At 41.4% G+C, this 26,076-nt stretch carries 26 protein-coding genes and 1 tRNA gene; 9 read left to right on the top strand and 18 right to left on the bottom strand.

What is annotated here, in order from left to right:
- Positions 1–154: 154 nt before the first annotated feature.
- Both ACQFX9_RS07275 and ACQFX9_RS07280 read left to right on the top strand, forming a co-directional pair.
- Positions 155–2,164, top strand: a complete 2,010-nt coding sequence (locus tag ACQFX9_RS07275; RefSeq protein ID WP_427162824.1) for a GAF domain-containing protein — start codon at positions 155–157, stop codon at positions 2,162–2,164.
- On the top strand, positions 2,157–2,747 hold the full coding sequence (locus ACQFX9_RS07280) for an SRPBCC family protein (RefSeq protein ID WP_427161377.1): 591 nt from the start codon (positions 2,157–2,159) through the stop codon (positions 2,745–2,747). Before ACQFX9_RS07275 ends, ACQFX9_RS07280 begins: the two co-directional genes overlap by 8 nt.
- A gap of 90 nt (positions 2,748–2,837) precedes the next feature.
- Here the strand turns inward: ACQFX9_RS07280 and ACQFX9_RS07285 are convergent.
- Positions 2,838–2,910 (bottom strand) — tRNA-Glu (locus ACQFX9_RS07285).
- Positions 2,911–3,450: 540 nt separating this feature from the next.
- Between ACQFX9_RS07285 and ACQFX9_RS07290 the strand changes: the two genes are divergently transcribed.
- A complete protein-coding gene (locus tag ACQFX9_RS07290) occupies positions 3,451–5,352 on the top strand; it encodes a cation:proton antiporter (protein ID WP_427161378.1) in 1,902 nt (633 codons plus the stop codon).
- Positions 5,353–5,591: 239 nt separating this feature from the next.
- Here the strand turns inward: ACQFX9_RS07290 and ACQFX9_RS07295 are convergent, their stop codons facing one another.
- Positions 5,592–6,206: a cytochrome b N-terminal domain-containing protein gene (locus ACQFX9_RS07295; protein ID WP_427161379.1), complete on the bottom strand. Its 615-nt coding sequence runs from the start codon at positions 6,204–6,206 to the stop codon at positions 5,592–5,594.
- Between the two features lie 100 nt (positions 6,207–6,306).
- Complete coding sequence (locus tag ACQFX9_RS07300) at positions 6,307–6,984, bottom strand: esterase/lipase family protein (RefSeq protein ID WP_427161380.1); 678 nt, start codon at positions 6,982–6,984, stop codon at positions 6,307–6,309.
- A gap of 817 nt (positions 6,985–7,801) precedes the next feature.
- On the opposite strand from ACQFX9_RS07300, the gene ACQFX9_RS07305 reads away from it, so the two are divergent.
- The gene (locus ACQFX9_RS07305) at positions 7,802–9,208 is read left to right on the top strand and encodes a hypothetical protein (RefSeq protein ID WP_427161381.1); all 1,407 of its coding nucleotides are present in this window, start codon (positions 7,802–7,804) and stop codon (positions 9,206–9,208) included.
- A 294-nt stretch (positions 9,209–9,502) separates the two neighbouring features.
- Here ACQFX9_RS07305 and petJ read toward each other — a convergent pair whose 3' ends face one another.
- From petJ to ACQFX9_RS07340, 7 genes are all read right to left on the bottom strand, one after another.
- Positions 9,503–9,844 (bottom strand): cytochrome c6 PetJ, encoded by a 342-nt coding sequence (gene petJ / locus ACQFX9_RS07310; RefSeq protein WP_427161382.1) that lies wholly within the window; start codon positions 9,842–9,844, stop codon positions 9,503–9,505.
- A 438-nt stretch (positions 9,845–10,282) separates the two neighbouring features.
- Positions 10,283–10,687 (bottom strand): plastocyanin, encoded by a 405-nt coding sequence (petE, locus tag ACQFX9_RS07315; protein WP_427161383.1) that lies wholly within the window; start codon positions 10,685–10,687, stop codon positions 10,283–10,285.
- A gap of 273 nt (positions 10,688–10,960) precedes the next feature.
- On the bottom strand, positions 10,961–11,452 hold the full coding sequence (psbV, locus tag ACQFX9_RS07320; protein ID WP_427161384.1) for a photosystem II cytochrome c-550: 492 nt from the start codon (positions 11,450–11,452) through the stop codon (positions 10,961–10,963).
- A gap of 9 nt (positions 11,453–11,461) precedes the next feature.
- Complete coding sequence (locus ACQFX9_RS07325) at positions 11,462–11,596, bottom strand: hypothetical protein (protein WP_268964968.1); 135 nt, start codon at positions 11,594–11,596, stop codon at positions 11,462–11,464.
- Positions 11,597–11,780: 184 nt separating this feature from the next.
- The gene (locus tag ACQFX9_RS07330; RefSeq protein WP_427161385.1) at positions 11,781–12,617 is read right to left on the bottom strand and encodes a carbohydrate ABC transporter permease; all 837 of its coding nucleotides are present in this window, start codon (positions 12,615–12,617) and stop codon (positions 11,781–11,783) included.
- Positions 12,614–13,450: a carbohydrate ABC transporter permease gene (locus tag ACQFX9_RS07335; RefSeq protein WP_427162825.1), complete on the bottom strand. Its 837-nt coding sequence runs from the start codon at positions 13,448–13,450 to the stop codon at positions 12,614–12,616. The genes ACQFX9_RS07330 and ACQFX9_RS07335 overlap by 4 nt, the downstream gene beginning before the upstream one ends.
- Before the next feature lie 505 nt (positions 13,451–13,955).
- Positions 13,956–15,194: an ABC transporter substrate-binding protein gene (locus ACQFX9_RS07340; RefSeq protein ID WP_427161386.1), complete on the bottom strand. Its 1,239-nt coding sequence runs from the start codon at positions 15,192–15,194 to the stop codon at positions 13,956–13,958.
- A 191-nt stretch (positions 15,195–15,385) separates the two neighbouring features.
- Here ACQFX9_RS07340 and ACQFX9_RS07345 point away from each other — a divergent pair, with 191 nt between their 5' ends.
- Positions 15,386–16,831, top strand: a complete 1,446-nt coding sequence (locus ACQFX9_RS07345; RefSeq protein WP_427161387.1) for an MFS transporter — start codon at positions 15,386–15,388, stop codon at positions 16,829–16,831.
- Positions 16,832–16,934: 103 nt separating this feature from the next.
- On the opposite strand, the gene accD is transcribed toward ACQFX9_RS07345, so the two are convergent.
- The 3 genes from accD to ACQFX9_RS07360 all read right to left on the bottom strand — a co-directional run bounded on the left by accD (position 16,935) and on the right by ACQFX9_RS07360 (position 19,277).
- Positions 16,935–17,885, bottom strand: coding sequence for an acetyl-CoA carboxylase, carboxyltransferase subunit beta (accD, locus tag ACQFX9_RS07350; protein WP_427161388.1), 951 nt, complete (start codon positions 17,883–17,885; stop codon positions 16,935–16,937).
- Between the two features lie 117 nt (positions 17,886–18,002).
- On the bottom strand, positions 18,003–18,248 hold the full coding sequence (locus ACQFX9_RS07355; RefSeq protein ID WP_236144022.1) for a hypothetical protein: 246 nt from the start codon (positions 18,246–18,248) through the stop codon (positions 18,003–18,005).
- Positions 18,249–18,464: 216 nt separating this feature from the next.
- Positions 18,465–19,277, bottom strand: a complete 813-nt coding sequence (locus ACQFX9_RS07360; protein ID WP_427162826.1) for a prepilin peptidase — start codon at positions 19,275–19,277, stop codon at positions 18,465–18,467.
- Positions 19,278–19,693: 416 nt separating this feature from the next.
- On the opposite strand from ACQFX9_RS07360, the gene ACQFX9_RS07365 reads away from it, so the two are divergent.
- Positions 19,694–20,068, top strand: a complete 375-nt coding sequence (locus ACQFX9_RS07365; RefSeq protein ID WP_427161389.1) for a hypothetical protein — start codon at positions 19,694–19,696, stop codon at positions 20,066–20,068.
- A 71-nt stretch (positions 20,069–20,139) separates the two neighbouring features.
- Positions 20,140–21,165: a hypothetical protein gene (locus ACQFX9_RS07370; RefSeq protein ID WP_427161390.1), complete on the top strand. Its 1,026-nt coding sequence runs from the start codon at positions 20,140–20,142 to the stop codon at positions 21,163–21,165.
- Positions 21,166–21,191: 26 nt separating this feature from the next.
- Here ACQFX9_RS07370 and ACQFX9_RS07375 read toward each other — a convergent pair whose 3' ends face one another.
- Positions 21,192–21,458 (bottom strand): hypothetical protein, encoded by a 267-nt coding sequence (locus tag ACQFX9_RS07375; protein ID WP_103139368.1) that lies wholly within the window; start codon positions 21,456–21,458, stop codon positions 21,192–21,194.
- Positions 21,459–21,751: 293 nt separating this feature from the next.
- Complete coding sequence (leuB, locus tag ACQFX9_RS07380; protein WP_427161391.1) at positions 21,752–22,837, bottom strand: 3-isopropylmalate dehydrogenase; 1,086 nt, start codon at positions 22,835–22,837, stop codon at positions 21,752–21,754.
- A gap of 236 nt (positions 22,838–23,073) precedes the next feature.
- Between leuB and ACQFX9_RS07385 the strand changes: the two genes are divergently transcribed.
- Together ACQFX9_RS07385 and ACQFX9_RS07390 are read left to right on the top strand one after the other, a co-directional pair.
- A complete protein-coding gene (locus ACQFX9_RS07385) occupies positions 23,074–23,934 on the top strand; it encodes a mechanosensitive ion channel family protein (protein ID WP_427161392.1) in 861 nt (286 codons plus the stop codon).
- 268 nt (positions 23,935–24,202) lie between these two features.
- Positions 24,203–25,057, top strand: coding sequence for a mechanosensitive ion channel family protein (locus ACQFX9_RS07390; RefSeq protein WP_427161393.1), 855 nt, complete (start codon positions 24,203–24,205; stop codon positions 25,055–25,057).
- Between the two features lie 37 nt (positions 25,058–25,094).
- Here the strand turns inward: ACQFX9_RS07390 and ACQFX9_RS07395 are convergent, their stop codons facing one another.
- From ACQFX9_RS07395 to ACQFX9_RS07405, 3 genes are read right to left on the bottom strand one after another with little or no spacing between them, the layout of a single operon-like run.
- Positions 25,095–25,340 carry a hypothetical protein gene (locus ACQFX9_RS07395; RefSeq protein WP_427161394.1) on the bottom strand — a complete coding sequence of 82 codons (246 nt, stop codon included), beginning with the start codon at positions 25,338–25,340 and terminating at the stop codon, positions 25,095–25,097.
- A gap of 40 nt (positions 25,341–25,380) precedes the next feature.
- Entirely contained in the window at positions 25,381–25,626 is a 246-nt protein-coding gene (locus tag ACQFX9_RS07400; protein WP_236144029.1) for an HNH endonuclease, read from the bottom strand.
- A 2-nt stretch (positions 25,627–25,628) separates the two neighbouring features.
- A complete protein-coding gene (locus ACQFX9_RS07405) occupies positions 25,629–26,012 on the bottom strand; it encodes a KGK domain-containing protein (protein WP_427161395.1) in 384 nt (127 codons plus the stop codon).
- Positions 26,013–26,076 lie beyond the last annotated feature (64 nt).

Raw genomic sequence — 26,076 nt, forward strand, 5'->3', positions numbered from 1 at the left:
TCATCTGTAAAATAAAGGGGCTATAACAGAATGATAGAAAATCTTGAATCAAGATTTGCCATCCATCCGGTATAGCAACACGACTAACGGTGAAGAATATGCCAGAAAGTTGGGTGCAATAAAAGTGGGGTCATTATTCAAGAATATGTCAGGAATGAAAAAGCATTTATTAGTATCACCAGACCGCCCCGATGACCCAGAGCGACTCAAACTATACCCAGTCAAACTGATGCAGCATCAGGAAGAAACAGCCCACCAGTTGGCGCACAAGATTAATCACATCATTGCTAGTAGTCCATCGACAGCATTGATGCTGCCAGAAATTACCAAATTGATCGGCATAGCCACTAATGTAGATTGTTGTTGTTTAGTGGCAGTAACAGGTGAAGATTCAACGGAAGCAACAACGGCTAGTTGGTGTGCTGATGAATATCTAGGAATGCCTCAGCCAGACGAATTGTTCTCTATGGAACAGTCAGTGCTGCAATGCGCTACTGAACCTTTCACGATAGAGGATATTGCCACAATTCGTAACAGTCTGGTGATTGGATGCCAACAATTGCCATTGCCTATCAAATCGGTGTTAGCGATTCCTACCCGTTTTGGCGGCAAGAATAATGGGGTAGTGAATCTGATCAAATTTCAATCCTATGATTGGGGAGAGGGAGAAAAATTCATTCTCAAAACCATCGCCGCAGCCTGTGCGATCGCTTTTTCCCAATTTACCCAAGCGCAGTTAATTTCTCATCAGCAACAATACTTACAAAGAAGTAATCAACATCAAAGCTTAATCAAACAATTAACTATACTAAGTCGGAGTAACTTGGAGTTAAATCAAATGCTCCAACTAGCCATAGCATCTACTGCTGAATCTTTACAAGCAGATCGGGGTTTATTAATCCTCCTGAGATATACAGATCCATTATTTAGAAGCACTAATAGAACCCAAATTCCCCAAGCAAGAGCCGATGTCATCGGTGAATGGCATCGGGAAAATCCCAATAATACAGAATCTTTAAATCAATCTTTTACTTTGGCAGAATGTGCTTTGTGTCAGCGAGCTTTCACTGAGGGAGGTAAGCCAGTCATCATCAATGACTACGCAGACCTACCGGACACAACCATTGTTGCGCCCTTGTTTGACATTACACAACTACCATCTGTACTGTTAATGCCGCTAGAAAATCAAGGTAGAATCCTGGGATTTTTAGTGCTACAGCAAGCAGTACCGCGTGAGTGGCAAGTAGCAGAATTAAATTTAGTGGAAATGGTCTGCGCTCAAGTGAGTAATGCCATTATTCAGTCCAAAACCCTCCGACAAGTCCAAACTTTAGTTGATGAGCGCACCGCCAAACTGCAAAGCAGCTTAGAACTACAGGCCAAGCTGCACGAAAGAACTAGGCAATATGTAGATCAGTTGCGAGAGTTGAGCCGCCTCAAAGACGAATTCATGAGCAATATCAGCGATCGCCTGCGCTACCCCTTAACCAACATGATGCTGTCAATTAAGAATTTGCAGCGTCCGGGAATCACCCCTGAGCGTCAAGGTAGATATTTGGAGATTCTCGAAAAAGAATGTTCCAAAGAAATCAACTTAATCAACGACTTGCTGACATTACAAAAACTAGAGAGCCAGCAAGAACCACCACGTTATGAAAACTTGAATGTCAACACCAGAATTCAAGAATTAAGCGAACTGTTGACCAAAAAACTCACAGAAAAAGGCTTAAGCATCAATTTAGACATACCTGAAAAGCCACTCAAACTGCAAACTGAACTAGAGAGTTTTGACAGAATTCTGCAAGAGTTATTAAATAATGCGTATACATACTCAGAACGGGATACGATTATCCACCTGCACGCCAGTCACCAGGTTATTCAGCTAGTTGATCAAGTTATGATCAAAGTGACTAACACAGGACGTGGCATCTCCCAAGAAGAGGCGACCTATATTTTTGATAGGTTCCGTCGCGGTAGAGGAGGTCGTTGGACACCCGGTACTGGCTTAGGACTCGCACTAGTGAAGTCCTTAGTGCAGCATTTAAACGGAGCGATCGCTGTTGAGAGTACCCCTATACCTGACTCTCAACTGAGTGAAATCTGCTTCACCTTGACTCTGCCCCAGTTTTCTGACGACAGTAAACCATATTCTGAAAGTGACTAACCAACAAACAACCTCAGAGGACTTTGAACTCGATTCCCATTCACAACCTGAATCGAGTTTAGTGGCGGATCAAACTGATGTACCCCCAGTAGAAGTCCAAATCGCTAAAGTGGCCGAGCGACAACGGCAAATTACAGCTACAGTTCAGATTCCCTATCCAGTAGAAACCGTCTGGAAGGTCTTGACAGACTACGAATCTTTAGCTGAGTTCATCCCTAACCTTGCTAAAAGCCGTCTTTTACAACATCCAGAGGGTGGTATTCGCCTAGAACAAGTCGGCTCTCAACGTTTTCTTAACTTGAATTTTTGCGCTCGTGTAGTCCTAGATTTACAAGAGCATTTCCCTTCAAAAATCAACTTTCAAATGGTAGAAGGGGATTTTAAAGGCTTTTCTGGTTATTGGTGTTTAGAGCCTTATTCCCTGGGTGAATTATTGGGGACTAGTCTCTGCTACAGCATCCACATTTGGCCGAAATTAACTATGCCCGTATCCATGATTGAAAATCGTCTTAGCAATGATCTGCGATCGAATTTGCTAGCGATTCATCAGCGAGTTAATTATTTAGCCAGTCAACAATCCTAGTCTTAAATTTAATGCCTACGATCTTATAATCGTAGGCATTAGCTTTTAAACATAAGTGAGATTTTGCAATCTCTTTTAGTTTATTTTTAGTACCCCCAGGGGAATTCGAATCCCCGTTACCTCCGTGAAAGGGAGGTGTCCTAGGCCTCTAGACGATGGGGGCATCAACCTCAGACCTTTTATAAATTAACGGATTTTTCAGATGATGTCAATACATTTGAAAAAAAAATTTTCGGGGTGTAAAAGTGTCGTGGCGTGGGGGTTTAATGGTTTGGGGGTATGAGGGTGTAAAGGTGTAGGGGAAGAACAATTTAATGCGTTCCTTGTACATCTTGCTGGCGCATAGTCACACTAGTAAAAGGCTAATTTCCTGCATCAAACAAGACTATAAATTCTTCTTACCCCACACCCCTACACCCTTACACCCCTTTGTACGCACTGAACATCTTTCACAAAGCAGATGATTCACGTCTATCAACAGTTGTACTTTTTTTGGTGTTTAATACCCAGGAGGAATGCTAACTTTTGGCAAATTGTCACACTCAGTCGCCAATCTAGCGAGAAATAGAGTATCCTATAAGACTACGTATGAAAAAACCTCTCAACTTAATACAGGATAAAGGGTCTAATGTTGTACCCTGTAAAGGGAATATTCATTATTCTTTACAAAAGATTTTGAAATACATCTCTCAAAATCCATAGCATGGAAGCATCTTTTGAAGTCACCCTACAGATGGTGATCACGGTCGTTGCAGGTATTAGCGCGCAGGTGTTGGCGGCATATTTTCGTGTCCCTAGCATCGTTTTGCTATTACTCTTGGGCATTTTTCTGGGTTCTGATGGCATTGGGGTATTACATCCCCAAATGCTTGGTACAGGATTAGAAGTGATTGTGGCTCTAGCAACGGCAATTATTCTATTTGAAGGTGGACTAAACCTAGATTTACGAGAGTTAGGCAGAGTTTCCTTAAGCTTGCAGTTGCTTGTCACTTTGGGAACGCTGGTGACGCTGATTGGTGGGAGTATGGCGGCTCACTGGTTGGGTGAGTTTCCCTGGAATATTGCTTTTCTTTATGCTTCTATTGTCGTGGTGACGGGGCCGACGGTGGTTGGGCCTTTACTCAAGCAAATTAATGTAGACCGTCAAGTTGCAACGCTATTAGAGGGAGAAGGGGTATTAATTGACCCTGTAGGCGCGATTTTGGCGTTTGTGGTGTTAGATACCATTGTCAATGGTGATGCTGACCCTATTAACGCCATCGTGGGGTTAATGATGCGCCTGGGAGTGGGTGCGGCGATTGGTGCTGTGGGCGGCTATGTGATGAGCTTGATTTTCAAGCGCGCCAATTTCCTATCAATCGAGTTGAAGAACTTGGTGGTTTTGGCGGTGCTATGGGGTTTGTTTACCCTAGCGCAGATGATTCGCACTGAATCAGGGGTAATGACTACTGTAGTTGCTGGAGCAGTATTTGCGAATTCTTCTGTACCAGAGGAACGCCTGTTGCGGAGTTTCAAAGGTCAACTGACGATTTTGAGCGTTTCTGTACTGTTTATTCTGCTGGCGGCTGATTTATCAATTGCGAGTGTGTTTGCTCTGGGTTGGGGTAGTTTATTTACTGTCTTGGTGTTAATGTTTGTAGTTCGCCCCATTAATATCTTGTTGTGTACAGGGAATAGTGACCTGAATTGGCGACAAAAGTTATTTTTAAGTTGGGTTGCACCGAGAGGAATTGTTTCGGCTTCTGTGGCTTCTTTGTTTGCGATTTTGCTCACTAAGCACGGGATCAATGGTGGTGATGCGATTAAGGCGTTGGTTTTCCTGACGATTATCATGACGGTGGTGTGTCAAGGATTAACAGCAGGTTGGGTTGCTAGATGCTTGCAAATCACTTCCCAGGAAGCCACAGGGGCAGTTATTGTAGGTTGTAATCCCTTAAGTTTATTAATTGCCCGTTTCTTTCAAGAACGGGGTGAAAATGTCGTTCTCATAGATACTGAGCCAGAATATTTGACTCAAGCAGAAGCTCAAAATATCAGGGTAATTGTTAGCAGTGCGCTAGATGCGGAAGTTTTGGAAGAAGCGGGGTTAGCCTCGATGGGGACTTTCTTAGCGATGACTAACAATGGCGAAGTAAACTTTGTGTTGGCGCAACGTGCTGCTGAGGAATTTCATCCACCGAGAGTTTTAGCAGTTTTTCCTCGTGATCCCCAAGCCAATAATTCAGTTAATAGTAAAGTGAATCAAGCTTTTGTCTCAGATGTGGCGATTAAAACTTGGAATGAGTATTTGAGTGATGGACGGGTGAAGTTAGGTACAACGACACTCAATGCAGGGGAATTTACCACCCAACAGGAACGTATCCAAGAGAAAATTCGGACTGGGGTGTTAATTCCGTTGTTGGTAGAAAGAGAGGATCGTTTACAGATTACGCCAGCTAACCAGGAATGGGAAATAGGCGATCGCATTATCTACCTGTTACATGACCCCAGACCGAATTTATTAAAACGCTTATCTGGTGCTAGTCAGTCTACACCACTGGTTCTAGAAAAATTACCAGAGTTGGAAGAAGTGCCTTGGGTAAAAGTGCTGAGTGCTGAGTTGTGAGTTGTGTTAGCGGTGGCGGGGTGTTAGGTTGTGTTGAGTTAAAAACTGTTCTAGGAAATGCTCTTATCAATTAAGTCATGACTTTAGGCAATTTTCTGGACTCGACACTTAACACTCGACACTCAACACCGACTAAACGCACGCTACCGCTAGCAACACTCAAATCAATTCAAAATTCAAAATTCAAAAATTGATTACTCACTACTCATTACTCAGCACTCAGCACTCAGCACTCAGCACTAGCTTGCTAGTTGAATACTTTCTTCTTTGTACATTTGTCTTTCTTGCCACATTAAAGCTGCAAAATGTAAGACGGCAAAAGTAATCGCTGCAAAAGTAATGATGTAACTGTGGAGAGTATATAAATGCTCAACAGTGACGCTGCTAATTGCTCCACCACCTGTGAGGATATCGCGCAATTGTGTACCAATGACAGGGATGGCTTGAATATTGCCTAGCTCAATGTTAAATCGCCAGTAACCTTCTTGCGTCCAGTCGAGAATCATCGCTGTCCAATCAAGACCGATCGCACTTAAAGTAAAGAAAATCCCACTCACCCACGCAAATAGCCAACTACGGCGAAATTGTCTTCCTAAGAACATCACCACAATTTGCACTAGTGCGATCGCAATCATGATGTTACCTGCAATATCATGCGCTCTATGGAATAGCCACCCATAGGATACTTGAGTGTCAATCATTCTCAAAGAGTTATAAGCTCCGCCTGCTGTGGGTTCGTAATAAAAAGCCAATAAAACGCCTGTAGAAACGTAAATCAAACACAGGGAAAGAATTACGACCGATAATATCGTGGCTGCTCGCCGCAAAATCCTATCGAACTGGGTGCGTTGCATAGTTCACCCCTCCTGTTATGAGATTGATTATGTATTTTTATTACAATATAACTAAGTTTTATAAATATATCTATATTCTCTTTGCAAAGAATAAATTTTTTTAAACGAGAAATTGTCCCCAATTTGGGAACTTTTCTGGTGAGCCATACCAAATTCCAGGACTTCTGGGAGAATGTCTGACACCTTCAATCACTAAATTTTCTGCACCAGCTAAATGAGCAGCTGCTATCGGTGTGATCCCATCACCCCAAGTGTTACCTTGTCCACAAGTCAATTGATAACTGCTATAAGCTAACCAGCCACCGCGCCGCCTTTCCCCAAAAATAGTTTTCCCGGCGACGCAAACGTAACGGATAGAGGGATAAAAAGCACCAGGATAGTTAAGATTGACAAAATCCAAATTTTTGCGTGTCCAGCGTTCTTGGCTAGTGTGGGGTGTCCCCAAAGTGATGAGAGTCGCCACCAAGGGGTGAGCATTCCAAATATTCGCACCATAAGGCTGTTCTCCCAAATAAATGCGAGAAATCCAGCCACCGGCTGAGTGACCAATCAGATTGACTTGAGTAGCGTGATATTCTTGTAGTGCTTGTTTAACAGTCTGGTCAAGCTGCTGCAAAATAGGTGTGATAGGTCTACCACCGATAGTGGGTATCCAGTCGCGCCTTCTGAGTGGGACTGTTAAAGTCGGAAAGCCTAACTGTTGCAGAGAAATTTCTAGTGGACGGTAAGCGATCGCACTTTCTAAATATCCCGGCACAATAATTGTAGGTAAGGTCATTTTGGTTGCGAATAGTCAATGGTCAATAGTCAATAGTCAATAGTCAATAGTCAATAGTCAATAGTCATTAGTCATTACTCATTACTCATTACTCATTACTCAGCACTCACCACTCAGCACTCAGCACTCATTACTCACAACTTTTCTTTGAGAAATAGCAAAACAGAGAACATTCTCTCATGTAGTAGGTGTGCTAGTATGTTTCGGCTTGCTGATGTTAATCTCAAAAGCCCAAGTTGATTGTTCGGAAGTGCAACTGCTGCTTCATCCTTGATTTGAAATAATGAGGCTTATATATCAATAGGGTTCAGATAAGAAAAATAAATTTCAACCAAGCCAGTAAATGTTTACTCAACAAAAAACGAAAAAATGATTTTGGAGGGGGTTTGGGGGACGCAACCGTCCCCCAATCGGGGGCTTGGGGGAGAATCCCCCAAATCTTGCTCATTGTCTAAATAGACAGAGCAAAAATTGAGAAATTAACTCTCACCACCTTAACTGAACCGTATTGGCCTATATATTTAGAGGGATGCGATCGCCTTTACTGGTAACTACCTTATGTTTAAGCGGAAATGATCGCGTTCATGATTGTGGCAATTCAAGAGCCGATATTTTCATGAATTAGCCTATCTACCAGTGAAATGTAAGAAAAGACCTTATAGATTGAGAAATTAAAGACTTGAATAAATGGGGATATCATCCCGTCATGGGGGCCAGGTTCGGCCGCTATGATCTTTATAAGGACGCATCTATTGCAATCAAGATAAAATTACCTTGCTAGTCAACTGCAACTGAGCCGAGTGAACGATTAACAGCTATGTCTTACGTCTCCGTACTAAAAAATATACCAGAGTTTCTCAGTCAACCAGCTGGGATAGCTGCAATAGCCTCTGTTGGCATTCACGGTGCTATTGCGTTGATTGTACCTCTAATGCCTGTAGATTCTAAGCAACCGAAAGAACAATCTACACAAAAAACTGTGGGAGTTTTACAACTAAGTCAGGCTGACTTAAGCCGTCTACCACAAACTCCAGACAACAACTCAGTAGCATTACAGCCACCAGCACCTTTATTACAAAATCAATTTCCTCAACAACCGCTACTGAATAATAATTCGTCTAATTTCAATGCTTTGGCGACTACTGTACCTCCTTTACCACCACCGCTTAACACTCCGTTATCACAGCCGCCAATAGCCTCAGTTCCTAATACTAGTTACCCTAGTTACTCTAGTTACCCCACTAACACTTTGTCTCAGCGTCAGCGTTTGCGGACATCTTCCCCAAGGGAGTATAGTCTTCACAATCCTGGGATTAGTTTAAGTGATAGCAAATTTGATGTTGTCGCCTCTAACCAGTTCACGAATCAGCCAACAATTCCCAGCAACTCACAACCTCTAGCTGTGAATAAGTTGCCACAATTGAACCCAGCAGAAACGCCAAGCAACCTAACTGGCAGTTCACAGGCTAATCTTCCAGACAATAATATTAAAAATCAAGCCAATACACAGCCTATTCCTCCAACAGATAGGATAGCTCCTGTTGTGAAAAATCCTGGTACAGCAGAGGATTTAAATCTTGCTAATCAAAGCATACCCAAGGAACAACAAGGCTCTACGCCAAATGTGACTGATTTACCATCAAAACAGACGCAACAAGGTGAAATTGCTCTAGTTAATTCCTACGAGAACTTAAGAAAAACACTCCAGCAACAGTACCCCAACTCCCAGGAGAAAGCTGTCATTCGTAACACCATCACCACTGAGAAGCCAGGTCTTGATGGCATAGTGTTGGGTGTTTTGGTGGTTGATACTCAAGGCAAACCTTTAGATATTTACTTCCAAGACAGGTCAATTGCTCCTGAATTACAACAAAGAGCTAAAGCTTACTTTGCTGAAAATACTCCCAAAGGCGATAAACAAATTAGTCGCTATCCCTTTAACTTGCGTTTTCAATATAACAGCAGCAATACCACACAACCCAATTCAGACAAGACTCCGGCTGTAGTGATTCCTAATTCTGGTAACAATTCCAATCCTAATAATCCTCAACCAGATGCTAACTCTAGCACCTTAAATCAACCTACACCAGCCGTAACCGTTGCACCATCTGAACAGACAACTAGATCAGATAATTCATCATCCACATCAAAACCTAGCAAAGAATTAATCAGGCAATTGCAAAATTTGCGTGATAGCAGACAGAAAAAGCCAAATGCTAACTAGTCGCGAACAATAGTCAGCCATTCTGTGTGCTAGGTAAACTCCGGTGGGTTGAAGCAAGGCTTAGGGACTTCCAGATAAAAAGTATCCCAACTGTAGGGTGCGTCAGTATGAATAATCTCTTGGTATAGTTAGTTTTTATCGCACTGACGCACCCTACTAAGCTGTTTATTTGGGATAATTTATTTTTTGGTGTTCCCTTGACTCAACCTGTTTAACTGGATACTTTGTCACTAGGCTGTTGTACGGGAGAGGTTAACTAAAATATCTGCCAAAACCCGCCCATACTGATTATTTTTACCAGCCTTGCTCTGATTTTTGGAAGACGTAAGCAGCAACTTCGAGAATTTCTGGTTCGCTTAACTTGTTTTTGAAGGCAGGCATAGCATTTTTACCGTTTTCTACTTGATAAATAATTGCCTGGATAGCATCTTCGTTGTAGTTGGCGAGGTACTTGGATAGAGCTTCTTTTTGCAAGGTTTTTTGAGGGACTAGAATATTACCGCCGCCGATATGGCAAGCAGAGCAGTTATTCTGGAAAATTTTCGCGCCTGAAGATATTTCTGCCGCTAGAACTGGACTGGTAAATGTAAGCTTAATTGTAGCGATCGCCAAAAATATAAATAAAATTATTCTCAACAGATTTTCCTCGCGACAAACATTTAGCAAATAAAAGTATTTGCTAGTCAATATTGTATTGCTGCTAGGTGCTTAACATATATTTACATTCTTGGCTGCATACAAGCCAAATAAATAAGTTTTAATTATGTTGATCTCGAATGAATTTTAAATAATAAATTTATTTAAGTTATTTAGGGAGTTCCAGAAAATAAATTATTCAATTTCCGAGAGAAAATATGAAAATATTTTGATTTTTCCCCCTGCTCCCTGCCCCCTGCTCACCACAGCGATTGTATATTTTTTTTAGTTGGAAGTCCCTTAAAATTTGCGGTGACAAGTCTATTCCTGCTGAATTTCGATCATTGGAAAGTTACTGAGGGGAAGTTAGACTAGTCACCGCCGTTAATTGGGATGTGGCTAGAAAGTCATGCAAAATCTAGCGACAACCAAAGATTTCTAGCCTTCAACAGTGATTTTACCAACCATACCAGCACCACGATGAGGCTCGCAATAGAAGGTGTATTCACCAGCAGGAGCATCTGCGGGGAAGGTAGTTGTTTCTTTTTGACCAGGACTCATCATCAATTGTTTATGAGAGAGTGCTTTAGCAAACTCACCACCACTGGGATCGAAGACAACGTTGTGGGGGGGTACTTTGTTGTTTAACCATTCGATGGTGTCGCCTGGTTTGATGGTCAACTTAGCTGGTTCAAATGCCAGCATTCCTTTATCTGTACCTAGTTTAATGGTGTGTGTTTCAGCCGCAGCACTAGGTGTAAAGATAGCAAAGCTGCTAACAACTAAAACTGCTGTCAATACGGCTAAAGTAAAGCGTCGCCAGGTTGCTGCAATTAACTTCACGGCGTTCTCCTAAATATATAGTTTTATTTTTCCCTCTCCTATTTTAAATAAAATTTACGCCAAATATGACAATATGTCGTAGAAGTTTTTTTGAAGAATTTATAGAAAGCAAAAAACTGTGAGTTCCAGATTCTGAGTACCGAGTCAAGAAAAATTAGGAATGAGAGATGAGCCATGCAAAATCAATGTTTTCATCATTCATCCTGATCCAATTTCCTTGTCTTCAGCACTGAGAACTCAGAACTCACCAAAATTCAGCCAATAGTGAGGATTTTAGTAGTAGATTTTACCGCCGCCCCATTTGTCGCCAAGAATTTTTGGCTGGAGTAGGATATGACCAGCGATGGATTCCAAATCCTTATCGGTCAGATTTCGCATTGCTGTGAAAATATCTGCACTCTTGATGCTGGGGTGCAATTCGGAAATTTCATCTACCCCATCATAGGTGGTGGGATTTTTCATGTAATCTACTAAGCCTTCAATATTGTCGCGCTTGGGTGTGGCTAACGCCAGGGCTTCTGGTTCAAGTCCAACGTTTTGGTTAGTTTTGGTCACACCACCGACGTGACATTGGGCGCAGGCGTACTGGAATAAACGTTTGCCTTCTTTTACTTGTTTTAAACTGAGTGTAACGGTATCACCCTGGTTATTTAATTTTACTGTTCTGGTAGCTTCGTCCAGTTCCACAGCTGTTGCGCTACCGACAACTAACTGAAAAGTCAGTAGAACAGTAACGACAACAACGCCAATAAGTCTTCTAAACATTGTTTCCCCTTAAAGATTTTGACGCTCAACACAGCTAATAAAGTAATACTCAACCTCTAAAATTGACAAAGACAAAACCTTGGCTACAGTCACACTGTAGTCTCCTGTTATCTCTGCGATCGCTAGGTTTGCCAAACTCATCATTGTGTGTTAACCCGCAAATAGAGATTGAGTCGCTGTAATACCAATATCACGTTAGGAGTGCAATTTGTTGCCCAAAATCTGGAATGGGGATTGGGGACTGGGGACTGGGGATTAGGAGACAAGGTAGACAAGGGAAGGGAGAATTGCTTTTGTGTTCTCGATGCCCGATGCCCGATGCCCATTTTTATCCTTTACCGCCGGTGAAGGTAACGCTTTGGATGAAATAGCGGTTGAAGAAGGCGTAAATACATAAAGCTGGTAAGGTGAAGACCATTGAGGCGGCCATGATGTAGTTCCAGTAGCTGATGTATTGACCTTTAAAGGTGTTTAAACCTAGAGGGAGGGTAAACATTTCTGGGTCAAATAAAATGACTACTGGAAGTAGAAAATTATTCCAACTACCCATAAATACAAAAACTGCCTGGGCTGCTAGAGCTGGTTTGGCTAGGGGTAAGATAATGCGGCGGAAAATACCGAAGGTATTTAAGCCATCTAGTTGTCCGGCTTCTTCTAGTTCTTTAGGAAAGTTAACAAAAAACTGCCGCATCATAAAGATAAAAGTGGCGTTGACCATACTAGGCACAATCATGCCTTGATAAGAATTGAGCCAACCTATGGCTTTTAATATGAGAAACGTGGGAATCAGGGTGATCTGGGTGGGGACTGCTAGGACTGCCAAAATCAGGAAGAACCAGAAGTTTCTCCCAACAAAGCGCAGTCTAGCTAAGGCGTAACCAGCCATTGAGTTGAATAGTAAGTTTAACCCTGTGACGCTGACAGCAATGAATACGCTATTAAACAGCCAGCGTAAAAATAAGGGTTCTTGGAGAAAGATTTGTTGATAGTTGTCTAGAGTAAAGTTGTTGGGGAAAAAATTAGGTTCACCACTGATAATTTCTTCAAGGGGTTTAAATGAAGCAGATAAAGCCCAGAGAAAGGGAATTAAGGTGACAATTGCATAGGAGACTAGTACAACGTACAACAGTCCCTTTAGCCAGGGAATAGTAGAGATAGTTTTCACGCTCTTTCCCCTCCGAAAAGTCGCCGTTGTAGGATAGTGACGGTGATAATGACCACAGCTAACAAAAATGCGATCGCTGCTGCGTACCCCATTTGAAGATAGCGAAACACATTTTGATAAATCAGCAATACTAACGTTAAAGTCGCATTATTCGGCCCGCCAGTCCCACCAGAGAAAATATAAGACTGATCAAATAATTGAAAGGTACCAATAACCCCAATTGCTACTACAAAAAAAGTCACTGGTTGTAGTAAGGGAATAGTAATGTAAATAAATTTTTGCCACCAATTAGCCCCGTCAATATCTGCGGCTTCGTAGAGTCTTTGAGGAATATCTTGCAAAGCTGCTAAATAAATCACCATATAAAATGGTGCAGTTGCCCAAATATTCATGAGCATAATACCCTTGAGAGCAACAGATGGATCACCCAACCAATTGTAAGTAGGTAATCCTATAAAACTCAGGAAATCATTGAGTAAACCATCAGTGTTATAAATCCACATAAAGATGAGAGTTAACACTGCTGAGGATGTTACTGTGGGCAAAAAATAAAGAATTCGCCACCAATTTTTAGCACGAATTCCAGAATTTAAAGTTACTGCTAAAACTAATGCTAAAATGCTTTGACTAGGTACAACAATTAAGACATATTCGACTGTATTTTTTAGGGCGATTCCCACTCTATTATCTGTTAACAATCTTTGGAAATTACGCAATCCAATAAACTCATAATCAATTCCTCCTAAGAGTTGAACTTTGTACAGGGAAAGAAACACTGCGTAGAAAATCGGGAGGATGACGAAAGTTCCTAACACTAGAATTGTGGGCATCATAAATATATACCCCACAAGATTAGCTTGGATATTCCATCTGCGAATTTTCCTGAGACTGCGTGCTAAAAACACAGTTAAGTCTCCATTTAATATTGTATTTAGCAATCCATAGCACAATAGAGTTCAGTTAACAGGAAATATAGAAACCCAAAATCCTTAACACTTTGTTGGGTTTCCTTGCGTCAACCCAACCTACCTAAATTTAATTTTTAGCCTTCGATGAAATGTATTTATCTGTAGAATTCCTATCTAATTGTCAAGAATTCGCGGTGTCCATAACTCCAACTTCTTTGAGAGAGAAATCGGGGTTCTGGTTTGTTGTTATCATTCTCCAGAATGAATTTCATTAATGTCTCACTCTTTCCTTGTGCAGAGGAACAAAGAAAAAGACAAGGTTAGATTTAAGTGATTAATTGTTTCACAATCTATAGCTCCTAATTTTTTTAGGAGCCTTATTTAAACAAAGTATTCTTATTGAAAATAATAGTTTTACCTTGAATTTAAATCACTCCATAGATTGAATTTGCTGATTAGCTTCATGCTGCGCTTGTAACATTGCCTGTTTTAATGGCTGTTGTCCTAACAAAGCACTGATAAACTGATTATCAAAGTTGTTGACAATGGCGGCTGGATGTTTACCGACTTGCCAAGGTGTAGCGTAATTCACACCGGCGACTAAAGGCGACCTGAGCCTATCTTGGTCATATCCCAAATTCTCGGCTACGGATTTACGAGTAGGTAAAGCAAAGCCTGTTCCTGTCCATTTTTGCATTCCCTCTTTCCCTGTGAGGTAAGAAATTAATTCCCAAGCTGCGGCTTTATTTTGAGATTGTTTATTCATGACATAGGCGACAGTAAACACCATTGTGCCTTTTTTGTTGTTAATAGTTGGTACTTGTGCGATCGCAAATTCCAATTGGGGAAAGGTTTCTTGCAGATAGGGAATTGCCCAATTACCTTCAATCACCATCGCCACTTTACCTTGACCAAACATTTCACTACCTGAGTTTGTTCCGACATCAGATTTTTGGGCTGAGGAACGGTCTTGGCGATACTGGTCAATGACTAACTGTAATCCCTGCAAAGCTTGTGGACTAGCAAATGTAGCATCATCTTGGGAATCAATGACTTGTCCACCAAAGGCTTTAATTTTATAAGCTTGACGGGCTAATTCTGGCATTTCACCAAAACCATATCTGTTGAGTTTGCCTGTTAATTGTTTTGAGTAGCTGCGGAGTTCTGCCCAATTTTGGGGCGGAGTGTTTAAACCAGCAGTCGCAAAGGCTTTTTTATTATAAAAAAGTGCCAAGGTAGAATAGTCTTTCGGTAGTCCGTAAATAGAATTTTGGTACTTAAAACTGTTGAGTAAAGTAGGTTCAAAATCTGCTAGATCAAATTCTGGGGTGATGTAATTATTTAACGGTTCTAGGACATTCTGACTCATCAAAAAAGGAGCTTCTAAGGCATCCAGATAAAAAACATCCGGTGCGGCTTCCCCAACTAAGCGGGTTTTGATGACATCCATGTATTGGTCAGAAATTACCTCATATTTGACCTTGATTTGCGGGTGTTTGGCTTCAAAGTCTTGTAAGACTTGTTTTAGTAATTTCTGTTCTACAGGAGAACCTCCCCAACCACTGAGTTTGACTGTGACTTGGTGGGGTTTTGGTAGACTATGGCAACTAATTATAGTCATGGCGATCGCGATCGCTACACCCAAAAATCGCCAAAAATTCTTCCGCATCACGATTAAATTCAAGTCTATTCCTTCTTACTTATATCGTCTGCAACTGCGGACTGATATTTAACTCATCTGAAGTTTTGTTGAGAAATGCAAGGTAAAATATCGAAGAATTATCCCCAAAGTATTTGAGTGTACACTGAATAACTCAATAGATTCACTTATGTCAGGGTGCTTTCCCATAAATAATATCTATGGATTCGATTCAGCTTGAAACAGTGTCACCCGTGATTCTGGAACTTCCCCAGATTCCTCAACCCCAAACTCACCTTGCTCTTAGCCGCCAATATGATAAGAATGCGATTCGCACCAGTTTAAAAGCCTCAACGGTGGATGCGATTTTTGCGGCTATTTTCTCCCTAGCTACCGGAGGAATTTTACTGAGTAATTTCTTGGTAGAGCTGGATGCCAGTCCGGTAGTATTTGGGATGATAACTTCAATCCCCATGCTGGTGAATCTAATTCAGCCTTTGGGAGCATATTTATCTGAACGCAGCACCAGCAGATTTCAATATGCTTTAAAAACATTTGGTATTGCTCGGCTATTATGGCTGATTTTATTACTTGGGGTTATCGGTTTTAGTTGGGGATGGGTAAACTCCCTGCAATTAGAAGTCTTAACTTTATTAGTTGTCTTAGGTAGTCATCTATTAGGAGGACTAGGAAGCGCGTCTTGGTTGAGTTGGCTGGCTATCATTGTTCCCCGACGATTACGGGGCAGGTATTTTGGTATACGTAATAGCGCAGTCAGCCTCACTAATTTAATTTGTGTACCTTTAGCGGGTTTACTGATTTCCCAGTGCTATGGGGGTACTCTCCAAGGTTATGGTGTAGTGCTGTTGGTGAGTATCATTTTTGGTATTCTTAGTCTGGGATGTCAGTATTTTAAAGTAGATGTCAACCCACAATTGCAAAATGCAGTCAGTGAATCTCCCCAGGAAGGTAGGGGACAGGCTTCCGCCGTGAGCGTCAGCCGAACGGGTGCAGAGAGCATAGGGGAAGAAATTACATCTTTAATCTTATTTAAGGAAGCAAATAAGTCTTTAACCGTTGATTTTGGGCTAAATATTTGGCAAAATACTAATTTTTTAAAATTTTTAATTTATTTTGGCTTATGGATGCTGGCTGTAAATCTCAGTGCGCCGTTTTTTAATTTATATATGCTGGATACGCTGCAACTAGATGTGAGTTGGGTGACGCTTTACGGAAGTTTGCAGGCGGGAGCTAACTTACTGATGATGATGTTTTGGGGTAAGTTAGCAGACAAAGTTGGGAATCGTCCGATTTTGATTTTTATTGGACTTCTGGTAGCGGTGACACCGTTACTGTGGTTGGGAATTGGCGGGAATCATCGAGATGTTTGGTTGTGGTTGCCATTGTTACATATTTTAACGGGCGGAACTTGGGCAGCTATTGACTTATGTAACAACAATATGCAATTAAGCATTGCTCCACTCAAAAACCAGTCACTATATTTTGCGATCGCTTCGGCGGTGGCTGGTTTTAGTGGCGCGTTAGGCACAACTATCGGTAGCTTAATCGCCCAATTCACTCAGCATGGTGGCTTATTGGGGGTTTTTGCCCTTTCGGGAATGTTGCGCCTATTGGCTTTGATTCCATTAGTGTTTGTTAAAGAGTGATTGGGAATTGGGCATAGGGCATGGGGAATTGGGCATGGGGCATTGGTGTAAAACTTCCTCTGCTCCCTGCTCCCTGCTCCCTGCCCCCCTGCCTCTTCGTCTCTCACTCGGCGGCGGTGGTGCTAAAGCTGATCGCTTCCCACCGTACCATAGGGGGGGCGGTAGGGACGGGTTGGTGTAGTGCGATGAGTTTGGCTAAGGTGTTCTTTAATTGGGTACGGGGTACGATTTCATCAACGAAGCCATGTTTGAGCAAGTCTTCGGCTGTTTGGAAATCTTCTGGTAGCTTTTCTCTAAGGGTTTGCTCAATTACACGGCGACCGGCGAAACCAATGGTGGCTTTAGGTTCAGCAATGATAATGTCCCCCAACATAGCAAAGCTAGCAGTTACGCCGCCTGTGGTGGGGTTGGTTAACACAGGAATATAGAGCAATCTAGCATCGCGGTGACGTTCTAGGGCGGCGGAAATTTTCGCCATTTGCATCAGAGAGAGCATACCTTCTTGCATTCTCGCTCCCCCAGAGGTGCAAACAATGACTACTGGGTAACGTCGTTGGGTAGCTTGTTCAATGAGGCGGGTAATTTTTTCACCCACGACAGAACCCATACTACCGCCCATGAAGCGGAAATCCATCACAGCTAGCCCTACGGGTAAACCGTTGATTTGCCCTAAACCTGTTTTAACTGCATCGAGAAGCCCTAGCTTGTCTTCCATTTCCCGCAAGCGATCGCTATAGGGTTTGCGATCGCGGAATTGCAGAGGATCTGTAGAACGCAGATTTTCATCTATCGCTCTCCAAGTATTTTGGTCTATTATTTGTCGGATGCGTTCATCACCGTCTACTCGATTGTGATGTCCACATTCCACACATACCATCTGATTGGCTAAAAGGTCTTTAGTATAGGTCAACACTCCACACTTAGGACATTTATGCCACAGTCCATCAGCAATTTCACGCTCTTGGCGTTCGAGGTTGGTAGCTCCCGATTTACGGCGGTTCGCAAACCAATCAAATAGAGACTTTAAACCGCGTGATTCTTCGTTGTTTGCCATTTTTATCTTATTCAAGTGGGTACGAGGTCGAAAATAAGTCCAGCAGTTAGGATAATTGAATTATCAATAGTCTTGATTAATTTTATTGACTATTGATGATTAACCTTTAACTGTTGACTACATCGCCAAATTACGCTTATAAGCAATCAGACCTAAATTTGCATCTTTGGTTGCCAGCTTAACGAAAATACTGATGCCAATACAAGTATTTGGTTCTTTTGGTGTTGTAAATGTATTGACAAAATTAAAGACGTTATCATACCAACCCCCCAACAGGATGCCTTTCCTCAACCCCCAGCTTGAAGTATTGCCCCCAAGATTGCAATTTGTATCGCCAGTTGATGAGCATTCAGCATTTACCAACAGGTACTCTTCAATTAGAGGGTGATACTAGTCACAAGCTGATATTACCAAAATGTCAAGCGTAAATGGGGTAATGAACGCTACAGTCGGGGAAAATTTAGTTGGTATTAGGAATGGGGCAGGGTGCAGGGGGCAGAGTGCAGGGGAGAAGAACTAATGACTAATGACTAATGACTAATGACTAATGACTAATGACTAATGACTATTGACTATTGACTATTGACTAAACAATCTCAAGTACGCGGATAAAACTGCTTCGCCGCCGAATAGGGTGAAGAATGCGCCGGAGGCTAGGAAGGGGCCGAAGGGGATTTTTTGTCCCCATTTGCGTTTAGATAGCAAAATTGCGCTGATCCCTACTATTGCACCTAGACTGCAAGCGATAAATCCGGCTAATAGTAAATGTTTCCAGCCTAGCCATGCTCCCATCATGGCTGCTAGTTTGGCATCTCCTGCACCCATTGCTTCTTTTTGTAGGAAAATACCAAGAAGTGCGATCGCATCAAATAACCATAACCCTAATACAGCTCCCACTATCCCCATCATTAAATGTTTGACTACGCTAGTAATGCTGGCTTCGTTTATATATCCCACTACTACCTGAAAGATCATTCCTAACACTAACCCTGATTTAGTTAGGGGATTGGGTAAGGTCATGGTGTCTAAATCAATCAGGGATAATGCTAATAACCAACTACAAAAAGCCCAGTATCCTAATGTCAAAATTGAGACGTTAAATATCAAGAAAATGAGGAGAAAAATCATCCCTGTCACCGCCTCTACCACTGGATAACGCACGGAAATCGGGCTTTTACAATAACGACATCGCCCTTTTAACCACAGCCACCCCAATACAGGCACATTATCATAGGCTTTTAGCTGGTTTAAGCAGTGAGGACAACGGGAAGGCGGCCACAAAATTGATAATCCCGCAGGTAATCGATAAACGACAACATTGATAAAGCTACCGATAGATGCACCCAAGGCGAAAACTATGATGATCGCTGGGGCTACCATCAAAATATCCATATATTTATTTGTCACAGGTTCTGAGTCAGTTGTCGTTGATATTTCGCCTTTTGTCGAGGGTGTTGGTCAATAGCTACAGGAATGGGGAATGGGGAATAAAAGTTTACCTAGCTTTGCAGAAATCAAATATGAGCCTCCAACTAGCGCAGTAGCAAAATATAGAAGAAACCTTTTTTCTTCCCTTACACCCCTATACCCCCACACCCTTACACCCCTGTATTTAAGTGAAATTAGTGAAGTTGTTTGATTAAATTTTATGAAGAATACGTGAGGAAAATCCGAAATTTCACGATTAGTAGTTGTGTATCTTAGTCAAGCCAAATTCTCCTATCAAAAATATCTGCGAAGCGCGGATTGATGATTGTTGAATAGACACTATGCTTGAAGAGTGTAACTAAAAATACTAGCTAAAAATTATGAGTGATAATAACAAACCTGAAGATTTTTTTGGCGAAGGTAGTAGTTTCAACTCAGATAAAATTAGAGTTGAAATCCCAGCCCAACGAGAACCAGGTTATTACGAGAGAATTCCCTCTGCGTATGACCCAATGGGTGAGATTTACGTCAGAGGTAGAGCCATGAGAACAATGTCTTCTGGCACAATGCCTTGGTGGGTGCTAATTGCGGGTTGGTTCTTATTTGGTGGATTATTTTTACTAATTATATTTGCGGGTATATCTTCAATGTCCTGGGGGATTATCCCCAGTCTGATTATTACTCTGATTCCTGTCTTAATTGTCTTTAGAGGAACTATGGCAAAACTTTCAGCCAAAAAACGCACAAGAAGATAAATACTGACAAATATGTGCTTAGAGGTTTTTAACCTGCTGGACACAGGAAACTTACCAACACTCAACTAATTATGAAGATCATCATCTTGGCTGTATTAATCTTTTTGATACTGCTGTTGTTGTATGTATGGTATCACCGCCGTGCTGTTAAACCAGGTTTTTCATCGCAGCAGCAGGTAACTCCTCCAGAAAATTCCATTGCAGAAACGTCTGTACCGCAGTCCTCTGTGTATTCTATGCCAGGGCGATTACTTACATCTCGTGTAGATATCATAGTAAGACCTGTTCCAGCATCGTCATCATTCGTTAAACCAATACAGACAACAACACCATCATCTAGCACATCACAGTCTTCAGTTTTTCCAGAGATAGAATCGCAGTTGCGCGAACTTGCAAAGATTGCCTGGACAACAGAAAAATCCTTCCAAAAACCGCAATTTTTGCTGGATTTTAGGGATTTCGTACGTATTGCTACACCAGCCCAAGTTGTTGAAGTTTTAATCCGCCATGCAGAACGAGTTACTCCAGGGTTTCAGGTGCCATATATGGTGCCACGGGTACTGGTGACGCCAACACCATTTGCAGCTGGAATGTTTGAAGAAGACGAAGAAGGTTGGGTTACTATCAAAGTTAGTACGGATTTCTTTCAAGATAAGTTGGCAGCGCAAGCCATTCTGGCGCATGAAGTATGCCACTATATTTTGAGCAATTCTGGAATTCGTAAAAGTAATTTTGAATTAAATGAACGCTATACAGATTTGTGTATGTTTGTCTGTGGCTTTGGAGAAATATTTCTTGCTGGATACAAACGTCAACCAGCACAGAATGATTATCGTCCAGGGCATCGTTTAGGTTATCTCACAGATGCAGAATATCAATTTGCCCATCAATACGTGATCCAACTGCGCCAATATAAGGAAATACTACCTCCTACTGAATTAGATGTACTGAAAAAGCAACTGTTACAACTGCTCTATAGTGATGAGAGTTCCTGCGAGCGAAATATTGAAGCAGAACGCAAACGTAGCCCGCATAAATCGGAACTAGAGCTTTATCGTGATGCGATTTCTCGCCTCGAAAGGGATCGTAGACGATAGTCTAATTACATAATTAACAGTAATTACTAATACATATGTGATTCTATCTGGCTCAAGGGTACAAAACATTCTTGAGGTAAGAGAACCGGCTGATTAGTAAAAATCACCTTACCACGGTGAGTCACCCGATTGATGGCTACTCCTGAAGGCTGACCGGCGATTTCAGGATGCACTTCACAATGAGTATAGTAAATTCGCCCCGCAGCTCTGATTACGGCAGGATCAATCAAAGGAGACTGATTTCTGGGGGCAGTAAATTGAGCTTTTCCCTGTTCTTGTCGTAAAGCGTACACTATATTGCTGCGTAGTTGCTAGATTTGCTTCTAGTTTAGCTGAAACTTTTGATAAAGGTTGCCAATTTGGCCGATTGTGCTAGGAAATTTTTCGGAAACGGGCAATTAATTGGGCATGGGGCATTGGGCATTGGAGACAAGGCAGACAAGGTAGGAGATGAGAAAAACCGTTCCCTGTTCCCTGTTCCCTGTTCCCTAATGACTAATGACTATTGACTAATGACTATTGACTAATGACTATTGACTAATGACTATTGACTAATGACTATTGACTAATGACTATTGACTAATGACTATTGACTAACAGCCTTAATCAATGAATCGCCCATTGCACGACAACCTAAAAGATTCATTCCTGGTGACATGATATCGCCTGTGCGATCGCCTTGTTCTAAAACTTGCAATACGGCTTTTTCAACTCTGTCGGCGGCTTGGGGTTGATTTAAGCCGTAGCGTAACATCATGGCTGCGCTTAAGATTTGGGCGAGGGGGTTGGCTTTATCTTGTCCTGCAATATCTGGTGCAGAACCGTGGACGGGTTCAAATAATCCTGGCCCCGATGCACCTAAGCTGGCAGAAGGTAACATACCTATACTACCTGTAAGCATGGCGGCCGCATCGGAGAGAATATCGCCAAATAAATTGCTGGTGACGATGGTGTCAAATTGCTTGGGGGCGCGGACTAATTGCATGGCTGCATTATCTACATATAGATGGGTGAGTTCCACATCTGGGTATTCTTGGGCTAATTTGGTCATGCGATCGCGCCATAACTGCGATACTTCTAATACATTGGCTTTATCGACTGAACAAAGTTTACCCCGACGTTTGCGTGCGGTTTCAAATGCTACTCTACCAATCCGTTCAATTTCTGATTCGGTATATACCATTGTATTCAAACCACGTTTTTCACCTGTTTCGGTGGTAAAAATTCCTCTGGGTTGACCGAAGTAAATCCCGCCAGTAAGTTCACGCACAACCATAATATCTACACCTTCTACTACTTCCCGTTTCAAGGTGGAAGCATCGATGAGTTGGGGTAAAATCTGGGCTGGACGTAAATTGGCAAATAGTTCTAAGCCTGCGCGGAGTCCTAATAAACCCGCTTCTGGACGTTGGTTAGCTGGGAGGCTGTCCCATTTGTAACCACCGATAGCAGCCAGTAAGACAGCATCACTGTTGCGACAGGTTTCGAGGGTAGCAGCTGGAAGGGGTTCACCTGTTGCGTCAATAGCTGCACCGCCAAGTAAGGCTTCTTGAAAGTCAAAGTGAATATCAAATTGTTTTCCTATGACTGTCAGCACATCTACCGCCACAGCCATAATTTCGGGGCCAATGCCATCGCCAGGAAGTAGGGTAATACGGTAGTTCTGAGTCATAGTTAGTTTCTATTCGGTAAATGCTTGCAGATTAAATATCATACCGAATTTGTCATGCGTAATTAGTAATTAGTAATTCGTAATTTAGGAGGGTATATATTTCGCTAAATCCCAGACTATATGCTTAATAACTAGCTGATATATGGTAATCAAAGATTAAAAAAAAGTATTTTTAGGCATTTTTAAGTGATTTTACTAGTATGTTCTTTAATAAATAGCTAAAATAAGAATAACTTATGAACTTTCAGCAGATTGGACAGGTTGCGCTGCAACTGTTAACACAGTTTGGTTTAAAAGTGCTAGGTGCGATCGCACTTTGGTTAATCGCCCAAAAACTGATTGATTTTGCTGTCAAGCTACTGCGTCGCGCTTTCCGCAGCCAAAATATTGAGCCGACGCTGATTAGTTATTTGCTCAATATCATCGGTGTTACTTTGAGAATTGTCTTAGTTGTGGCGATTCTCGGCTTTTTTGGCATTGAAACCACTTCTTTTGCAGCTTTACTAGCGGCTGCTGGTGTAGCCATCGGTGCGGCTTGGGGTGGACTGTTGGCAAATTTTGCGGCTGGTGCGTTTTTGATTGTTTTTCGTCCGTTTAATGTTGGTGATTTCATTTCCGCCGGTGGTGTAACTGGTACTGTGACGGAAATTGGACTATTTACCACCAGCATCAATACACCTGACAACGTCTTAACAATAGTTGCTAACAACAAAATCTTTGCTGACAATATCCAGAATTTTTCTGCTAATCCTTACCGTCGGGTTGATTTGGTAGCTCAATTACATCATACAGTCGATCATAATGAAGCGATCGCACTCTTAAAGTCTAGAATTAGCCAAATCCCCAACGTACTTGATAATCCTGCACCAGATGTAGAAATTATCGACTTTAATTTAGCGGGGACAGTATTAGCAGTGCGTCCTTATTGCAATAATGACCACTACTGGCAAGTTTATTTTGACACCAATAAAACTATCCGAGAAAGCTTTGGTGAAGCTGGTTATCCAGTTCCCGAACAACGCTATGTAGTTAATAGTCATTCAGGAAATGGTGCAAGTGTTCCAGCCGCATCTTTAAGTGATTTTGTTACACAGTAAAAATCACGCTTTCATGTGCAGAGTTTTCACTTAAAAATTGAACAAGTAAGTACAAGGTAGGTAAAGTCCAAATTTTACCTACTTTTTTATTATATGACTTGTTATTAATCGAGTAATTCTTAATTTTAAATATCTCTCAAAAGACAGAAACTACACAATCTATCTTCAGGAAGAGGTGAGTTAATAGCCTTATTCACACCATTATGACAAGTAGCCAAAATTCAAAATGTGATTAATATTTTTGTCTTTTTTTAAGAGAGGAAAAATTATGAATTTCAATCAAATTATTCCTGTTGTACTGGGATTATTAACACAATTTGGATTGAAATTAATAGGCGCGATCTCTATTTGGTTTATTGGGCAAAATTTAATTGATTTTGGCTTAAAATTACTCCGTCGCGCTTTTCGTACCCAGCATATTGAACCCACGCTGGTTAATTATCTGCTCAATATCGTTGCAGTTACACTGAGAATTATTCTAATTGTGGCGATTCTTGGCTTCTTCGGTGTTGAAACTACTTCCTTTGCTGCATTGTTAGCAGCATTAGGTATCGCCATTGGTGCGGCTTGGAGTGGTTTATTAGCAAACTTTGCGGCTGGTACTTTTTTAATGATTTTTCGTCCATTCAAAGCTGGTGATTTGATATCAGCCGCAGGTGTAACTGGAACAGTAGCAGAAATAGGACTATTCACTACTACTATTAATACACTTGACAATGTAATGACAATTGTCGCTAATAATAAAATATTTTCAGATAATATTGAGAATTTTTCAGCTAATCCTTATCGGCGTGTTGATCTCAAAGCACAAATACATCACAGTGTTAACCATAATGAAGCAATCAGACTCTTAAAACAGAGAATCAGCCAAATTCCTCATGTTTTAAATAATCCTGCACCAGATGTAGAAATTTTAGATTTTAATCTAGCAGGTACAGTTTTAGCGGTGCGTCCCTACTGTCATAATGAAGATTATTGGCAGGTTTATTTTGATACTAATAAAGCCATCAAAGAAACTTTCGGCGAAGCTGGTTATCCAGTTCCCGAACAACGCTATGCTTTTAGTGGTAATTCGGAAGATGGAAATACACCCTTGATTTCTTCTACATATTTTCAGAAGTAAGGACTTTAGTCCTTACTAGGAACTATCAGATTATGGACTAATTTGGGGTGGGGCGATCGCACTTATAAGGATACAGCCATTCACAGCGAAAAAGTCCACCTGTGTGTTTTTCAAAGAATGTCCCCGCGTGGCGACTTTTGGATATGTTAATTCCCGCCTTGGTTTTAATTTCGTACAACCAAGGAAAAGCAATTATTAAAGTAACTATTGCTACAAAAATATGGCTAACTTTAGGTTTGAATTTACTGATTTTCCGGGAATTGCTGTGATGTTTTTGAGGCATAACTTCTAAAACTGACAGTTAATTCAAAATCCATGCTAGCTTAATTTTTAAAATGTCGCCGAAAGCGGTGGTCAATTTTATCGGTTTTACGTTGATTACAGGTACAGCAAAGAGTCTGCAAGTTGCTGATATCGTTTTGCCCACCACGCGCTAAAGGGATAATATGGTCGATATTTAAATCAGTTTCTACGCCAGTTTTACCGCAACTTTGACATTGATATTTATCCCGTTGGAACACATATTGTCTAACTGCTGGTGGTATATGAATGCGTGGTGTTTTATTCATAATTATTCTTCATTGATCATGCGCCGCAGATCATCTAAAGGCGATGCCGATGCTGTTGTATTAGGTGCGTCTGGTATAAACTCTATGTTAACATTAATCCTAATTGTTCCTGTTTGCCAGCCAGCAGTTCCAGGTTGCAGTATTTCACATTCTATTCCTTCCTCAAAGAACTTAGCATCATAGCGGTAAAATCTATTACCAACTATATATCCACCAGGATCTATTGATATACCACAATCATTTAACAATATATAAAGTTCCTTAGATAATTGCTCAAGAAATATTTTTTGTATTGCTTGCCTCATTTGACTAGCTTTAAATACCTGATCTTTCACGGAAAAAACATCATTGTCACTACAGTTACTCAAATTAAAATTATCTTCCATTGTTATGTAGATGGATGAATTTGCGGTTATATAAGTAAAGTCCGCACAGGCGGACTTTTTGAAA

Source organism: Aliinostoc sp. HNIBRCY26 (assembly GCF_050235535.1).
Lineage (GTDB): Bacteria > Cyanobacteriota > Cyanobacteriia > Cyanobacteriales > Nostocaceae > Trichormus.

Coding starts and splice junctions, on each gene's coding strand:
- accD (WP_427161388.1), bottom strand. CDS start 17,885: ATGGCAAACAACGAAGAATCACGCGGTTTAAAGTCTCTATTTGATTGG.
- ACQFX9_RS07405 (WP_427161395.1), bottom strand. CDS start 26,012: ATGGAAGATAATTTTAATTTGAGTAACTGTAGTGACAATGATGTTTTT.
- ACQFX9_RS07340 (WP_427161386.1), bottom strand. CDS start 15,194: ATGCGGAAGAATTTTTGGCGATTTTTGGGTGTAGCGATCGCGATCGCC.
- leuB (WP_427161391.1), bottom strand. CDS start 22,837: ATGACTCAGAACTACCGTATTACCCTACTTCCTGGCGATGGCATTGGC.
- ACQFX9_RS07360 (WP_427162826.1), bottom strand. CDS start 19,277: ATGGATATTTTGATGGTAGCCCCAGCGATCATCATAGTTTTCGCCTTG.
- ACQFX9_RS07385 (WP_427161392.1), top strand. CDS start 23,074: ATGAACTTTCAGCAGATTGGACAGGTTGCGCTGCAACTGTTAACACAG.
- ACQFX9_RS07400 (WP_236144029.1), bottom strand. CDS start 25,626: ATGAATAAAACACCACGCATTCATATACCACCAGCAGTTAGACAATAT.
- ACQFX9_RS07290 (WP_427161378.1), top strand. CDS start 3,451: ATGGAAGCATCTTTTGAAGTCACCCTACAGATGGTGATCACGGTCGTT.
- ACQFX9_RS07275 (WP_427162824.1), top strand. CDS start 155: ATGAAAAAGCATTTATTAGTATCACCAGACCGCCCCGATGACCCAGAG.
- ACQFX9_RS07390 (WP_427161393.1), top strand. CDS start 24,203: ATGAATTTCAATCAAATTATTCCTGTTGTACTGGGATTATTAACACAA.
- ACQFX9_RS07345 (WP_427161387.1), top strand. CDS start 15,386: ATGGATTCGATTCAGCTTGAAACAGTGTCACCCGTGATTCTGGAACTT.
- psbV (WP_427161384.1), bottom strand. CDS start 11,452: ATGTTTAGAAGACTTATTGGCGTTGTTGTCGTTACTGTTCTACTGACT.
- ACQFX9_RS07365 (WP_427161389.1), top strand. CDS start 19,694: ATGAGTGATAATAACAAACCTGAAGATTTTTTTGGCGAAGGTAGTAGT.
- ACQFX9_RS07300 (WP_427161380.1), bottom strand. CDS start 6,984: ATGACCTTACCTACAATTATTGTGCCGGGATATTTAGAAAGTGCGATC.
- ACQFX9_RS07370 (WP_427161390.1), top strand. CDS start 20,140: ATGAAGATCATCATCTTGGCTGTATTAATCTTTTTGATACTGCTGTTG.
- ACQFX9_RS07395 (WP_427161394.1), bottom strand. CDS start 25,340: ATGCCTCAAAAACATCACAGCAATTCCCGGAAAATCAGTAAATTCAAA.
- ACQFX9_RS07305 (WP_427161381.1), top strand. CDS start 7,802: ATGTCTTACGTCTCCGTACTAAAAAATATACCAGAGTTTCTCAGTCAA.
- ACQFX9_RS07295 (WP_427161379.1), bottom strand. CDS start 6,206: ATGCAACGCACCCAGTTCGATAGGATTTTGCGGCGAGCAGCCACGATA.
- ACQFX9_RS07325 (WP_268964968.1), bottom strand. CDS start 11,596: ATGATGAGTTTGGCAAACCTAGCGATCGCAGAGATAACAGGAGACTAC.
- ACQFX9_RS07335 (WP_427162825.1), bottom strand. CDS start 13,450: ATGATGCCCACAATTCTAGTGTTAGGAACTTTCGTCATCCTCCCGATT.